The sequence below is a fragment of the Streptomyces sp. NBC_00459 genome, assembly GCF_036013955.1.
Classification (GTDB): Bacteria; Actinomycetota; Actinomycetes; order Streptomycetales; family Streptomycetaceae; genus Streptomyces.
In genome coordinates this window covers 1,273,198-1,286,946 of record NZ_CP107903.1, presented here as the reverse complement: position 1 = coordinate 1,286,946, position 13,749 = coordinate 1,273,198, and the positions used below count along the sequence as shown (strand labels likewise).

12 protein-coding genes are annotated in these 13,749 nt (G+C 71.5%); 5 read left to right on the top strand and 7 right to left on the bottom strand.

Annotation, left to right across the window (positions count from 1 at the left end; genetic code table 11):
• Positions 1-11 precede the first annotated feature (11 nt).
• The 4 genes from OHN74_RS05405 to OHN74_RS05390 all read right to left on the bottom strand — a co-directional run bounded on the left by OHN74_RS05405 (position 12) and on the right by OHN74_RS05390 (position 4,256).
• Positions 12-833, bottom strand: a complete 822-nt coding sequence (locus OHN74_RS05405) for a carbohydrate ABC transporter permease (RefSeq protein WP_327693382.1) — start codon at positions 831-833, stop codon at positions 12-14.
• Positions 830-1,804 carry a carbohydrate ABC transporter permease gene (locus OHN74_RS05400; protein WP_327693381.1) on the bottom strand — a complete coding sequence of 325 codons (975 nt, stop codon included), beginning with the start codon at positions 1,802-1,804 and terminating at the stop codon, positions 830-832. The genes OHN74_RS05405 and OHN74_RS05400 overlap by 4 nt, the downstream gene beginning before the upstream one ends.
• A 20-nt stretch (positions 1,805-1,824) precedes the next feature.
• Positions 1,825-3,072 carry a sugar ABC transporter substrate-binding protein gene (locus tag OHN74_RS05395; RefSeq protein ID WP_327693380.1) on the bottom strand — a complete coding sequence of 416 codons (1,248 nt, stop codon included), beginning with the start codon at positions 3,070-3,072 and terminating at the stop codon, positions 1,825-1,827.
• Between the two features lie 143 nt (positions 3,073-3,215).
• Entirely contained in the window at positions 3,216-4,256 is a 1,041-nt protein-coding gene (locus tag OHN74_RS05390; protein WP_327693379.1) for a LacI family DNA-binding transcriptional regulator, read from the bottom strand.
• Positions 4,257-5,012: 756 nt separating this feature from the next.
• Here OHN74_RS05390 and OHN74_RS05385 point away from each other — a divergent pair.
• Genes OHN74_RS05385 through OHN74_RS05375 form a run of 3 tightly spaced genes read left to right on the top strand, consistent with a single transcriptional unit; the run spans position 5,013 to position 9,330 of the window.
• Positions 5,013-6,176: an exonuclease SbcCD subunit D gene (locus OHN74_RS05385; protein ID WP_327693378.1), complete on the top strand. Its 1,164-nt coding sequence runs from the start codon at positions 5,013-5,015 to the stop codon at positions 6,174-6,176.
• Positions 6,173-6,349 (top strand): hypothetical protein, encoded by a 177-nt coding sequence (locus OHN74_RS05380; RefSeq protein WP_327693377.1) that lies wholly within the window; start codon positions 6,173-6,175, stop codon positions 6,347-6,349. The genes OHN74_RS05385 and OHN74_RS05380 overlap by 4 nt, the downstream gene beginning before the upstream one ends.
• Positions 6,346-9,330, top strand: coding sequence for an SMC family ATPase (locus OHN74_RS05375; protein ID WP_327693376.1), 2,985 nt, complete (start codon positions 6,346-6,348; stop codon positions 9,328-9,330). The genes OHN74_RS05380 and OHN74_RS05375 overlap by 4 nt, the downstream gene beginning before the upstream one ends.
• Before the next feature lie 36 nt (positions 9,331-9,366).
• Here the strand turns inward: OHN74_RS05375 and OHN74_RS05370 are convergent, their stop codons facing one another.
• Entirely contained in the window at positions 9,367-9,813 is a 447-nt protein-coding gene (locus tag OHN74_RS05370; RefSeq protein WP_327693375.1) for an Lrp/AsnC family transcriptional regulator, read from the bottom strand.
• A gap of 145 nt (positions 9,814-9,958) precedes the next feature.
• Here OHN74_RS05370 and OHN74_RS05365 point away from each other — a divergent pair, with 145 nt between their 5' ends.
• Positions 9,959-10,441, top strand: coding sequence for a rhodanese-like domain-containing protein (locus OHN74_RS05365; RefSeq protein ID WP_327693374.1), 483 nt, complete (start codon positions 9,959-9,961; stop codon positions 10,439-10,441).
• A 43-nt stretch (positions 10,442-10,484) separates the two neighbouring features.
• Here OHN74_RS05365 and OHN74_RS05360 read toward each other — a convergent pair whose 3' ends face one another.
• Positions 10,485-11,279, bottom strand: a complete 795-nt coding sequence (locus OHN74_RS05360; protein ID WP_327693373.1) for an ATP-grasp domain-containing protein — start codon at positions 11,277-11,279, stop codon at positions 10,485-10,487.
• A gap of 77 nt (positions 11,280-11,356) precedes the next feature.
• Between OHN74_RS05360 and OHN74_RS05355 the strand changes: the two genes are divergently transcribed.
• Positions 11,357-11,851: an immunity 21 family protein gene (locus tag OHN74_RS05355; RefSeq protein WP_327693372.1), complete on the top strand. Its 495-nt coding sequence runs from the start codon at positions 11,357-11,359 to the stop codon at positions 11,849-11,851.
• A 114-nt stretch (positions 11,852-11,965) separates the two neighbouring features.
• Here the strand turns inward: OHN74_RS05355 and OHN74_RS05350 are convergent, their stop codons facing one another.
• Entirely contained in the window at positions 11,966-13,657 is a 1,692-nt protein-coding gene (locus OHN74_RS05350; protein WP_327693371.1) for a DUF885 domain-containing protein, read from the bottom strand.
• Between the last annotated feature and the right edge of the window lie 92 nt (positions 13,658-13,749).

Below are 13,749 nucleotides of genomic sequence, written 5' to 3'. Positions count from 1 at the left end.
AGACGGCGGTGTCAGTCCTTCACGGCGCCGGCGGTCACGCCGGCCGCGACGTAGCGCTGGGCGAGGACGAGGATCACCGTGGCGGGCAGGGAGGCCACGACGGCGGTCGCCATGATGGCGTTCCACTGCTGGTTGTTGTTGCCGATGTAGTGGTAGATGCCGAGGGTGATCGGCTCGTGCGCGCCGCCGCCCGCGAGGGTGCTGGCGAAGACGAAGTCGGACCAGGACCACAGGAACGCGAACAGGGACACCGTGACGATCGCGTTGCGGCTCATCGGCAGCACGATCGACCAGAAGGTACGCAGCGCCCGTGCCCCGTCCACCTGCGCGGCCTGGAGCAGTTCGCCGGGGATGCCCGACATGAACGCGGTGAAGATGAGCACGCCGAACGGGACGGCCAGGGTGGAGTCGGCGACGATCAGGCCGGGGACGGACTGGAGGAGTCCCAGGCTGAGATAGATGGCGTAGAAGCCCATCGCCATGATGATGCCGGGGATCATCTGCGCGACCAGGAACAGGAAGCTGAACACCCCTGCCCCGCGCGGGCGGAGCTTGGCCAGCGCGTAGCCGGCGGGCGCGGCCAGCGCCACGGTCAGGACGACGGTGCCCAGGCCGATGACGAGGCTGGTGGCGAGGTAGGGCAACTGGTCGTCCAGGACGGCCCGGTAGCCCGCGAAGGTGGGGTTGGCCGGGAACAGGTCGGGCGAACTCTTGCGCATGTCCTGGTCGCGGGTGAAGGACACGTTCAGCATCCAGTAGACCGGGAACAGCATGATCGCGGTCAGGACCAGGCCCAGGGCCGTCTTCCACCACGTACCGGTACGGAGGTTCATGACAGCGCCTGCTTCCGCTGGACCCGGACATAGAGGAGGCCGAAGACGAGCGCGGTGACGACGAGAAGGTTCCCGACGGCCGCGCCGGGGCCGAAGGAGGGCAGCAGACTGCCGAAGCCCAGCTGGTACGACCAGGTGGCGAAGGTGGTGGAGGAGTCGGCCGGGCCGCCCTTGGTCATGATCCAGATGGTGTCGAAGACCTTCAGCGTGTAGACGAGGCCCAGGAGCAGGGTGATCGCGGAGACCGGGCGCAGCAGCGGGAAGGTGATGCGCCAGAACCGCTGCCAGGCGTTCGCCCCGTCCAGGGCGGCGGCCTCGTACAGGCTCGTGGGAATGGACTGCAGCCCGCTGTAGAGGACGACCAGGTTGAAGGGGACACCGACCCAGACGTTCGCGATGATCACCGAGGTCAGCGACCAGTCCGGCGAGGTCAGCCAGTTCACCGGACCGATACCGACGGCGCCCAGCGCCGCGTTCACGATTCCCGAGTCGCTGTTGAGCATCCACGACCAGGTCGACGCCGACACGATCAGCGGCAGCAGCCACGGTACGAGGAACAGGCCCCGCAGGGTTGCGGAGAGGCGGAAGTTCTGGTTGAAGAAGACCGCCAGGGCCAGCCCGATCGTGTACTGGAAGACCAGGCACACGACCGTGAACACCACGGTGTGCAGCAGTGCCGGAGCGAACGTCGGGTCGTCGAGGACGGTCCGGAAGTTGTCCAGACCGGCGAAGGGGGCGTCGCCCTGGACGAAGGAGCGGACGGTGTAGTTCCGCAGGCTCAGATCGATGTTGCGGTAGAGCGGATAGGCGTAGAAGAGGGCGAGATAGAGGGCGACCGGGGCGAGGAAGCCCCAGGCCGCCCACTGCGGGGAGGCCGGGCGGCGCCGGGCCGGGCCGGGGGCGGCGGCGGTCGCCGCCCCGGTCCGGTGGGGGACCCGCCGGTGGCCCGGCGGGTGTGTCGTGCGGTTCATCAACGGGCCCCTGGCAGTGGTTACTTGACGGCGGACTGGGCCGAGCCGAGCGCGTCCTTCGGCGACGCCGACCCGCTGAGCGCGGACTGGACCGCCTTCCACAACTGCTCGGAGATCTTCGGGTACTTGGTGCCCAGGTCGTCACTGGTGCGCCCCTTGGCGGCCTGCACCGCGTCGACCCAGGGCTTCAGCTCGGCGTTCGCCGCGATCTGCTTGTCCTGGACCTCGGTGGTCGGCGCCACGTAGGACAGCGTCGTGTCCGTCTCCAGCAGGTTCTCGCTGTTGGTCAGGCAGGACACGAGCTTCTGCGAGGTGGCGTAGCGGCCGGTGTCGCCCTGCACGGGCATGGTGACGAACTCACCGCCCGTCGGCGCGGCGGCGTTGCCTCCCGCGGAGTCGGGGATGGGGATGACCCCGTACTCGAAGCCGGCCTTGTCGGCGTTGGCGAGCTGCCAGGTGCCGTTCTCGCTGAACGCGTAGTCGCCGCTGGCGAACTCCGCCCAGCTGGTCGTCTGGGTGTTGTTGATGACCGAGTTGGGGGCGTAGCCCTTGTCCAGCCAGCCCTTCCACAGTGAGAGCGCGGACACCGCCTGGTCGGAGTCGAGCGCGGTCAGCTCGGCCCCGGATCCCCAGAACCAGGGCAGGAACTGGAAGCTGCCCTCCTCCGTGCCGATCGCGGAGAACGTGATGCCCTTCTTCCCGGCCGCCTTCACCTTCGCCAGCGCCGCCGTCAGCGACGGCCAGTCCTTCACCGAGGCGATGTCCACCCCGGCCTTTTTGAGCACCGCCTTGTTGTAGTACAGGGCGAGGGTGTTCGCGCCGATCGGCGTGCCGTACGTCTTCCCGCCCGACTGGCCGGCCGCGAGCAGGTTGGGGCTGACCTTCGAGACGTCCAGCTTGTTGTCGTCGGTCGCGGTCAGCACGCCCGCCTCCGCCAGCGTCGACACGACCGGGTTGTCGACGATGAGGACATCCGCCGAGTTGTCCTGCTGCGCCGCCAGCAGTGCCTTGTTCGTCAGGTCGCTGGTGTCGAACGCGGTCCGCTTGATCTTCACCCCGGCCTCGGTGCCACAGCCGTCCAGCAGCTTCGCCCAGGCCGAGGACTTGTCGAACTGCGGGTACGGGTCCCAGATCGTGTACGTGCCGCCACCGTCCGCGTTCTCAGTGCTGCCGCTGTCCGATCCGGAGGAGCACGCGGTGGCGCTGACGGTGACGGCGGCGACGGTCAGGGCGGCGGCGGTGAGACGCCGTCTGGCAGATGTGTTCATGGTGGTTCCTCATGAGGTCTTGGCCCAGGTGTGCCCTGGGAGCGGCACAGGTGTGCCCTGAGAGGGGGAACAGAGGGTTGCGAGGCTCGCCGAGCGCGCGCGTCAAGCGCGCGGTCGGGGGTCGGAGGGTGCGGTGGGGCGGGTCAGTACGTCACGGCGGCACCGAAGCCGGGAGTGGGCCCGAAGGGCGCGGTGCTCGCCCGCAACGAGATGGGCGGCGCCAGCAGGTGGTTGCGGGCCGGCGTGTCCGGGTTGTCCAGCCGTTCCACGAGCAGGTCGACGGCGAGGCGGCCCATCTGCTCCGCGGGTACGTCCGCCGCGGTGAGCTGCGGGGTCACCGTCTCCGCCCACCTGCTGGCCACCACTCCGGTGACGGAGAAGTCGCGCGGTACATGGCGGCCGGCCTGGGCCAGCCCCCGGTACAGGCCGCCGAGCGCGGCCTCGTTCAGTGTGACCAGCGCCGTGGTGGCGGGGTCGTCGTGCAGGATCCGCTCCAGACAGGTCAGACCGGAGGCGGCGTCGTCCCCGCAGGTGTACGTGCGGACGGTCAGCCCGCGTTCCGCCGCCGCCTTGGTGAAGCCGTCCAGGCCCCGGTGAGCGGACTCGTACCCGGCCCGCAGGAGCTGTTCGGGCCGGTTGACGAAGGCGACCCTGCGGTGGCCGAGGTCGGCCAGGTGGTGCACACAGGCCGCCGCCAGTGCCGTGTGGTCCAGGCCCACCCACCAGCTGCCCTCCGGGTGGGCGCTGCGGCCGATGGCGACCGAGGGGAAGTCCAGGGCGGCGAGATGGTCGAGCCGGTCGTCCTGCAGCCGGATCTCCATCAGGATCGCACCGTCCACCCGCCGCTCGCCCAGCAGCCGCTGGAACGAACGGTCACTGTCCACCCCGCTGGGGGAGAGCAGCACATCGTAGTCGTAGGTGGCGGCGGCCTCGGTGACACTGCCGATGAAGTCCAGCTGCATGCCGGTGTAGTGGTTCCCGGCCGGCGGGAAGACCAGACCGATGGTGTTGGTCCGGCCGTTGGCCAGGGCCCGCGCACTCGCGTTGGGCTGGTAGCCCAGCTCGTCGATGACCCGCTGGATCTTCAGACGGGTGTCCCCGGACACCGGCCGCTTCCCGCTCAGGGCATACGACACGGTGCTCCGCGAGACACCGGCCCGCTTGGCGATCTCACCGATGTTCACGGGACTCCTTGCTGAAAGAGGTTCGAACCGGTTCGAGCTTCCGGTGGGGCGCACCCATTCGGCTGTTCGCCTGTCGAACCGGTTCGCGTGAAGTGAAAGTAGGAGCAGCCCGGCCGGGTGTCAATGCTCCGTGCCGAACTTCTCGTTACGTCCTGGAAATCCCGTCGCGCGATTGGAGGATGTCTGACTGCTCCTGGTATCCGCTTGTTCGCCGGCAGGGAAGGCGACGGCTTTGGGGGCATACGGAGCCTTGGAGCCGTCTGAGCGGTCGGCTCCGTGCGGGCGAGCAATCCCCGTCGAGACTGTTGCTGGCCGCTTGTCCCGGTGTTAGCTTCCCTCGAACCGGTTCGATCGCATGGGGGACCACGGCCACGATCAAGGCGAGGCAACACACACGTCAGGGCATCACCCAGGAGCCCTTACCCTTCTGACGCCCCTACGACGACCGCGTCTTCCTCACCTGTGCCGACGGCGTGGACGGCCGAGTTCCTCCCGCCCCGCACCGACTTCAAGGCTGCGGCAAAGAGGGCGGTGTCTCTCTTCTCGAGGTGTCGCGGTGGCTTGGCCACGCAACCTTTCAGAGCACGGCGGGCATCTGTGGTCACCCGGCGCCGGATGCCGGTGGCAGACTGAGGTCCGTGATGGACCAGGTACTGACAGGCGTTAGCGTGGTCGGTGCCGAGAGCGGGAACCGTGCGGGTTCGGTGCTGAGTCCAGGAGCGAAGCAGGGGGAAAAATGCAGGTCGGAGCAGTGTCTTGAGAATCCTGCACACGTCCGACTGGCATCTCGGCCGCTCCTTCCACCGGGTGAACATGCTCGGGGCGCAGACCGGGTTCATCGGCCATCTCGTCTCCGTCGCGCGCGAGCGCGAGGTCGACGCGGTGGTCGTGTCGGGTGATGTGTACGACCGGGCGGTGCCCCCGCTGGCCGCGGTCGAGCTCTTCGACGACGCGCTGCACCGGCTCGCGGGCCTCGGTGTGCCGACGGTGATGATCTCCGGCAACCACGACTCGGCCCGCCGCCTCGGTGTCGGCGCCGGGCTCATCGACCGCGCCGGCATCCATCTGCGCACCGACCCGACGGCCATCGGAACGCCGGTGGTCCTCCGTGACACGTTCGGTGATGTCGCCTTCTACGGACTGCCCTATCTCGAACCGGCTCTGGTGAAGGACGCGTTCGGGGTGGAGAAGGCCGGCCACGAGAGCGTCCTCGCCGCCGCCATGGACCGCGTCCGCGCCGATCTCGCCGCACGCGCGGAGGGCACCCGTTCCGTCGTCCTCGCCCATGCCTTCGTCACCGGCGGCGAGGCCAGCGACAGCGAGCGGGACATCACCGTAGGAGGGGTCGCCGCCGTGCCCTCCGGGGTGTTCGACGGCGTCGACTATGTGGCGCTGGGCCATCTGCACGGCTGCCAGACCATCACCGGACGCGTGCGCTACTCGGGCTCCCCGCTGCCGTACTCCTTCTCGGAGGCCGACCACCGCAAGAGCATGTGGCTGGTCGACCTGGCGGGCGACGGCTCGGTCACCGCGGAGCGCGTCGACTGCCCGGTGCCGCGCGCGCTCGCCCGTATCCGGGGGGCGCTGGAGGAACTGCTCGTCGATCCGGACCTCGCCCGTCACGAGGAGGCGTGGGTCGAGGCGACGCTCACCGACGCGGTGCGCCCCGCCGACCCCATGGCCCGGCTCACTGAACGGTTCCCGCACACCCTCAGCCTCACCTTCGATCCGGAGCGGCGGCCCGGGGACCCGGACGTGACGTACGCGCGGCGCCTGGCGGGGCGCGCCGACCAGGAGATCGCGGAGGACTTCGTCCTGCATGTGCGGGGCGCGGGAGCCGACGAGAACGAACGGGGCGTCCTGCGGGACGCCTTCGACGCGGTGCGCGCGGACGAGACGGTACGGGAGGTGGCGCGATGAGCGCGGCGCGGAGTGCGGGGACTCCGGCGGGCGGGCGGACCGGGAGGGACACCGACCGCCGGGCAGGCGCTCCCGAGCGGACCGGCATCCACACAGGAACCCTCGCCGCCCCGGTCGGCAGCGGCCCGGCACATCGCCGCAACGACGACCCGCACACGGAGGGCGCCCGGTGAGGCTGCACCGGCTGGACATCACGGCCTTCGGGCCCTTCGGCGGCGCCCAGCAGGTCGACTTCGGCGAGCTGTCCGCCGCCGGGCTCTTCCTTCTGCACGGTCCGACGGGTGCGGGCAAGACGTCCGTCCTGGACGCCGTCTGCTACGCCCTGTACGGCTCGGTGCCCGGCGCCCGCCAGGGCGGCTCGCTGCGCAGCGACCACGCCGAGCCCGGCACCCGCACCGAGGTCACCCTCGAACTCACCGTCGCCGGACGCCGGTTGGAGCTCACCCGGCAGCCGCCCTGGGAGCGACCCAAGAAGCGCGGCGCGGGCACGACACTGGACAAGGCCCAGAGCTGGCTGCGCGAGTACGACGCCTCGGCCGGTGCCTGGAAGGACCTCAGCCGCTCCCACCAGGAGATCGGCGAGGAGATCACCCAGCTGCTCGGCATGAGCCGCGAGCAGTTCTGCCAGGTCGTGCTGCTGCCCCAGGGCGACTTCGCCCGCTTCCTGCGCGCCGATGCCGAGGCGCGCGGCAAGCTGCTCGGCCGTCTCTTCGACACCCGTCGCTTCGCCGAGGTGGAGAAACGCCTGGCGGACCGCCGGCGCGCCGCCGAGGCCGAAGTGCGTGACGGGGACGCGGAGTTGCTGGCCGACGCCCACCGCATGCAGCAGGCAGCAGGCGACGCCATGGAGCTGCCCGGCCTCGCGCCCGGGGAACCGGGGCTGGCCGAGGCCATCATGGGCGCCGCCGCTGTAGCCCGCTGCACCGCGCGTGAGCTGCTCACCATCGCCCACTGCGCCCGCGCCGCCGCCGAGTCCGCGCAGGCCGCGGCCGACGGCGCGCTGGCCGACGTACGGGAAACGGCGCGGTTGCAGCGGCGGTTCGCCGAGGCGCGGGAGCGGGCCGGGCGGCTGGAGGAGCGGGCGGACGCGCACCAGGAGGACCGGGCGCGGATGGAACGGGCCCGCAAGGCCGAGGCGGTGGCGCCCGCGCTGGAGCTGCGGGAGGCGGCCGGGACCGAGCACCGGCGCGCGGCCGACGGCGAGTCACGCGCGCGGGCCCTGTTGCCGGACACCTTCGCGGACGCCGGCGCCGGTGGACTGGCCGCCGCCGCCCGCCGGGCCGCCGAGGAACTGGGCGGCCTCGAATCCGCCCGCCGCGCCGAACAGCGGCTGGGCCGACTCGTCGACGAGCGCGCCGACCTGGACCGCCAGGAGCGCGCCGACGAGGACGTCCTGCACGACGCCGAGAACTGGCTGGGCGACTGGGAGGCGACGAGGGCGGGCCTCCAGACCCGTATCGAGTCGGCCCAGGAAGCCGCCACCAGGGCCGAACAACTCGCCGTCCAGCGGGAACCCGCCCAGAACCGGCTCAGGGCAGCCCGCCGGCGGGACGCGTTCGCCCGGGACACGGACGAGGCGCGGACACATGCACTGGCGGCGCGTGAGCGTGCCACGGAAGCGAAGGCCCACTGGCTGGACCTCAAGGAACAGCGTCTGAACGGCATCGCCGCCGAGCTGGCCGCCAACCTGAACGACGGCGAACCCTGCGCCGTCTGCGGAGCCGTCGAACACCCGGCGCCCGCGCGGAAGATCGCCGGGCACGTCGACCGCGAGGCGGAGGAGAGCGCGCTGGCCGCCTACCAGCGGGCGGACGAGCGGCGCACCGAGGACGAACGCAGACTGGGCGCCGCACGCGAGGCACTGGCGGCTGCCACCGCCGAGGCAGGGGACGCTTCCACCGATCAACTCGCTGAGCATGCCGAGGAGTTGGAGCGGAGATACGAGGAGGCCCGGCGAGGTGCCTCCGGGCTCCACTCCGCGCACGAGGAGCTGCGCCGGGCCGAGCAGGAGCGCGAGCGCCGCGGCGCCGCCCAGCAGGAGGCGGCACTCAGGACGGCGTCCCGGGTCGCCCGCCGGGACACCCTCGACCGTGAACGGGCCACGCTGGAGGAGGAGTTGGCGCAGGCCCGAGGTGACGCCGACAGCGTCGCCGTGCGGGCGGCCCAGCTGGAGCGGCAGGCAGCGCTGCTCACCGAGACGGCCGAGGCGGCGCGCAATGCCGAGGACACCGCCCAGCGGCTCAAGGACGCCGACGCCCGCCTCGCCGACGCCGCCTACCGCGCCGGGTTCGAGACGCCACACGCGGCGGCGGACGCACTCCTGGACGACGCGGCCCACCGTGAACTCCAACAGAGGCTTGACGCCTGGCAGTCCGAGGAGGCCGCCGTACGGGCCGCCCTCGCCGAGCCCGACGCGGTGGCCGCCGCGCAGCAGCCGCCCGCCGACCTCGCGGGCGCGGAACAGGCGGCATCGGCCGCGGCCCGTCGGCTGCGGGAGGCCGCCTCCGCGCGCGACGCCGCCGCGAGCCGCTGCACGGAACTCGACCGGCTGTCCGCCCGCTCGGCCACCGCGGTACGCCGACTCGCGCCGCTGCGGGCCGCCCACGACCGGGTGGCCCGCCTCGCCACCCTCACCGCGGGCACCTCGGCCGACAACGAACGCAGGATGCGGCTGGAGTCGTACGTCCTCGCGGCCCGCCTCGAACAGGTTGCCGCCGCCGCGACGGCACGGCTGAGGCGCATGTCGTCCGGGCGCTACACCCTGGTCCACTCCGACGACCGGGCCGGGCGGGGCCGCAGCGGCCTCGGCCTGCATGTCGTCGACGCCTGGACCGGCCGTGAACGCGACACCGCGACCCTGTCCGGCGGCGAGACGTTCTTCGCCTCGCTCGCTCTCGCCCTCGGTCTCGCGGACGTCGTCACGGACGAGGCCGGTGGGGTCCGCCTCGACACGCTCTTCATCGACGAGGGCTTCGGCAGCCTCGACGACCAGACCCTGGACGAGGTCCTCGACGTCCTCGACTCGCTGCGCGAACGCGACCGCAGCGTCGGCATCGTCAGCCATGTGCCGGACCTGCGGCGGCGGATCCACGCCCAGCTGGAGGTGGTGAAGGGGCGATCGGGGTCGGTGGTGCGGCAGCGGGGCGGTGAGTGAGGCCGCCGCCCGGACCGGTCGGGGGCGCTCAGGCGCTCACTGGCCGACGGCGCGGCGGGGGAGCGGCGACGAGTAGACGACGCTCGTGGTCACCGAGCCCAGCGCGCCGATCTTTCCCGACACCTCCTCCAGATGCCGCATCGACCGCGCGACGACCTTGATGACGAAGCAGTCGTCCCCCGTCACGTGATGCGTCTCCAGGATCTCGGGCGTCACGGCGACCAGGTCGTGGAACGGTTTGTAGTTGCCGTTCGGGTATCTGAGCCGGACGAAGGCGAGGATCGGCAGACCGAGCCGCTCCGGGTCGACGACCGCCGCGTACCCCTGGATGACGCCGGCTTCCTCCAGCCGCCGGACCCGCTCGGTGACCGCGCTCGGAGACATCGCGACGGCGCGCGCCAGCTCGGCGAATGTGGCGCGCCCGTCGCGCTGAAGGACATCGAGGATGCGCCAGTCGGTGGCGTCCGGGGAAAACGTGCTCATGCCCGAGGAATAGCAGGGAAACCCCCGGCTGAACAAAGAAAAGGGCGTGGATCACACCTTCAGGTGAGGTGATCGCCGGTCGTAGATTTCTGGCCATGGAGTCCCGACCCTCCGACCCGGGCTCCCACCAGGGAAAGGCCAGACCATGAGCGCCGGCATCACCGCCGTCAACCCCGTCCTGCGCGTCGCCCCGGCCTCCCCGGCCGAGGCCGTCGCCCACTTCGCCGCGAGCCTCGCCTTCCACGCCGATGTGTCCGACGTGGCCGCCGCACTCGCGGCCGACGGTGACCCCGGTTTCGTGGTCGTCGACTCGCGTTCCACCGAGTCCTGGGACCAGGGCCACATACCGGGCGCCCTCCACCTGCCGACGGCCCTGATCCCCGAGCAGGCCGCCGGGCTCCTCGACAGGTCCGTGCCGGTGGTGACGTACTGCTGGGGTCCCGGCTGCAACGGAGCGACCCGCGCCGCCCTCGCCCTCGCCCGACTCGGCTACCAGGTCAAGGAGATGCTCGGCGGCTTCGAGTACTGGGTGCGTGAGGGCTTCGAGTTCGAGACGTGGGAGGGGCGGGAGCGCCGCGCCGCCGACGCGCTGACGGCCCCGGTGGACGCGGCGGACTGCGGCTGCTGAACCAAACACGGGCCGCAGTCCCTTGCCCGCCCCTCGGCGAGCCTCAGTCCCGCACGACCTCGGGCAGGTGCCTCAGGAAGGCACGGTCGGCCGAGCCGAACTCCCCTTCTGGACGGGCCGCACGCAGGACGACATCGAGGGCGGCAGCCGGATCGCAGGCGTAGTGCCCGCTGGCCCAGGCGGCGTTGGCCTCGACGACCGCCCATTCCGAACCCTCCGACAGCAGACCGACGTCCACGACAACGGCACTCGGCAGATCCAGGGACGCCAGGCACCCCGCGAAGGCCAGCACCTCCGCCTTTCGCGGATCCTCGTCGAGCGGGACGACGTCCAGCTCGCCGTGCGTCAAGTACCGGCTTCCGGTGCGGACTTCACCGTCGAGCAGGAACAACCGGTACTCGACGGCGAACGTCACGATGTCGCTCACCAGCACCGGCGTGCCGTCGTCGACCGCGTCGGGACCCGGCAACCGGCTCCCATTCGGATAGACGCGCGCCGGAAAGCTCTTGTCGTTGGGCGGCTTCACGAAGGCGGGCCGCCGCAGCTGCCGGGCCTCTGCGACGGTACCGAACTCGATCTTCCTGCGCGTGAGTTCGTACGGCAGCCGGGCCAGCCAGTCCGGCGCCGCCTCCAGCAGCCCGAGCCCCAGCTCGGCGGCCACCGCGTCCGCGAACAGCGGCCCTGCGTACAGCGTCGCACCCTCGGCCGCCCGCCACTCCTCGGGCACCCGCCACTCGCGCAGGACCTCGACACCCATGGCACGCCGGCGTGCCGCGTCGGCGAGGGCGTGTCCCGTCGCGGTGACACGTGGGGAGAGGAAGAGAGTTCGGGCGTTCATGGGAGTCGAGGATGGCTCATGGGGTGGGACGGGGGACAGCGAATTTACGGGCGCGTACAGCGTGTAGGTTGCTGCGCATGGCAGTCGAGTGGGTGGAGTCGGGCGGCGGACCGCTCATCGCGGTACCGGAAGCGGTGCTGCCGTTCTGGTCGGGGGCGGACGGCGACGAGCTGTCGACGGACTACGACCGGGCCTGCGAAGTGGACGGCCTCTTCGGCTTCGTGCCCGTCGGCGACACCACCGCTCTCGTCCTCGGCGACGAACCCGCCTCGACCGCGTTCCTGCCGGAACACGACACCTTCGTACGGTGGTGCGCCGCCGACTCCGAGGACGAACTGCTGGCCTGCGTCCCTGCAGCACTCGCAGTGGCGGAGTGGGAGCCGGACAGGGCGTGGGAGACACCGGGGGACGTGCTCCTCTTCGACTCCGCCTGGCCGGGCAAGGAGACGGACCGGACCGATCACCTGCGGGTCGAGCTGGCGCCGGGGCGGTACGCGGTGCGGGCGGCGTACGTGGAGCCGGGACCGGAGACCTGGGTCGGCCTCGTACAGCTGCGGCGGTTGACCGGCTGACCGGCGACCGGCTTGCCGACGGACTGACGCGCGGACGGGGGCGGGGGCGCGGGAAACACCCCCGAGCCCCACAACCCCCGTACGCTCCCGCCGAGTTGCTCTCGGCGAGCTACCTCACAGCTGAGACAGCTCGTCCACCAGGTCGTCCAGCCCCAGCGAGCCCTGCGACAGCGCGGCCATGTGCCAGGCCTTCGCGTCGAAGGCGGCGCCGTGGCGGCGCCGGGCGTTCTCCCGGCCCAGCAGCCAGGCCCGTTCGCCCAGCTTGTAGCCGATGGCCTGGCCGGGGATGGTCAGATAGCGCGTCAGTTCGCTCTCCACGAAGTCCGCGGGGCGGCTGCTGTGGGCGCCGAAGAACTCCTGGGCCAGTTCCGGTGTCCAGCGCTCGCCCGGGTGGAACGGGGAGTCCGCCGGGATCTCCAACTCCACGTGCATGCCGATGTCGACGATGACCCGGGCCGCCCGCATCATCTGGGCGTCGAGGTAGCCGAGGCGCTGCTCCGCGTCCGTGAGATAGCCCAGCTCGTCCATGAGACGCTCCGCGTACAGCGCCCAGCCCTCACAGTTGGCGCTGACGCCGCCGACGGTGGCCTGGTAGCGGGAGAGGTTCTCGGCGACGTGCACCCACTGCGCGAGCTGGAGATGGTGACCGGGAACGCCCTCGTGGTACCAGGTCGAGACCAGGTCGTAGACGGGGAAGCGGGTCTGGCCCATCGTCGGCAGCCAGGTGGTGCCGGGGCGGGAGAAGTCCTCCGACGGGGACATGTAGTACGGCGCCGCCGCGCTGCCGGGCGGTGCGATGCGGGACTCCACCTTCTTCACCCGCTCGGCGAGTTCGAAGTGCGTGCCGTCCAGCGCCTCGATCGCCTGGTCCATCAGACCCTGGAGCCACTCGCGGACCTCGTCGACGCCCTCGATGTGCTTGCCGTGCTCGTCGAGATGGGCCAGCGCCACCCACGGCGTCGCGGCGCCGGGCAGGATGTTCTCGGCCTCCTGCTTCATCTCGCCGAGAAGACGGTGGTACTCGGCCCAGCCGTACGCGTACGCCTCGTTCAGGTCCAGATCCGTGCCGTTCCAGTAGCGCGACCAGCGCGCGTACCGCTCACGCCCCACCGTGTTCGGCGCGCCCTTCACAGCCGGCGCGTACACGTCCCGCATCCAGTCCCGCAGTTCGACGACGGCCGCGTCCGCTGCCCGGGCCGCCTCGTCCAGCTCGGTGCGCATCGCCTCGGGGCCGGCCGACGCGAAGTCCTCGAACCAGCCGAGGCCCTTGCCCTCCAGGTCGGACCACTCGCCGAGCTGCCCGATGAACGTGGCGGTGGGGCGCGGACCCGCGTACAGCTCGCGTTCCAGGCCCAGGGTGAGGCTCTCCCGGTAGCCGCTCAGCGCGGCCGGAACCGCGCGCAGGCGCTCCGCGACCGCCGTCCAGTCCTCGTCCGTCTCCGTCGGCGTCACGGTGAACACCTCACGCACCGAGTGTGCGGCCGTGTGCATGTTGCCGACGGCACGCAGGCCCTCGCCGGCCTCGTGCACGGCGAGTTCGGCGGTGAGCCGCTCACGCAGCAGGCGCCCGCAGCGCCGCTCGATGTCACTGTCCGCGCCGGGGCGGCGCTCGGCCTCGTCCAGCCGTGCCAGCGTCGTGCGAGCCAGCTCCGCCAGGGCCTCCTGGCCGGCGGGTGAGGTGTCCGGGAGCCGGCTCGAACTCTCCTTCACGCCGAGGTACGTACCGGTGACCGGGTCGAGGGCGATGAGTTCGTCGACATAGGTGTCGGCGACCTCACGGGGCAGCGGGTTCTTGATGTCTGACATGCACTCATCCTCGTATGCGACGACGGCCCGCGTCACGTCGATTCGCGCCGGGACGCGCGACCGGCCCGGCGGAGGCCGCCGGGCCGGTCGCG

Bases quoted from the DNA above. Each gene is read 5' to 3' on its own strand.
- OHN74_RS05355 (WP_327693372.1), top strand. From the start codon at position 11,357: ATGGCAGTCGAGTGGGTGGAGTCGGGCGGCGGACCGCTCATCGCGGTA.
- OHN74_RS05400 (WP_327693381.1), bottom strand. From the start codon at position 1,804: ATGAACCGCACGACACACCCGCCGGGCCACCGGCGGGTCCCCCACCGG.
- OHN74_RS05370 (WP_327693375.1), bottom strand. From the start codon at position 9,813: ATGAGCACGTTTTCCCCGGACGCCACCGACTGGCGCATCCTCGATGTC.
- OHN74_RS05395 (WP_327693380.1), bottom strand. From the start codon at position 3,072: ATGAACACATCTGCCAGACGGCGTCTCACCGCCGCCGCCCTGACCGTC.
- OHN74_RS05405 (WP_327693382.1), bottom strand. From the start codon at position 833: ATGAACCTCCGTACCGGTACGTGGTGGAAGACGGCCCTGGGCCTGGTC.
- OHN74_RS05350 (WP_327693371.1), bottom strand. From the start codon at position 13,657: ATGTCAGACATCAAGAACCCGCTGCCCCGTGAGGTCGCCGACACCTAT.
- OHN74_RS05365 (WP_327693374.1), top strand. From the start codon at position 9,959: ATGAGCGCCGGCATCACCGCCGTCAACCCCGTCCTGCGCGTCGCCCCG.
- OHN74_RS05380 (WP_327693377.1), top strand. From the start codon at position 6,173: ATGAGCGCGGCGCGGAGTGCGGGGACTCCGGCGGGCGGGCGGACCGGG.
- OHN74_RS05360 (WP_327693373.1), bottom strand. From the start codon at position 11,279: ATGAACGCCCGAACTCTCTTCCTCTCCCCACGTGTCACCGCGACGGGA.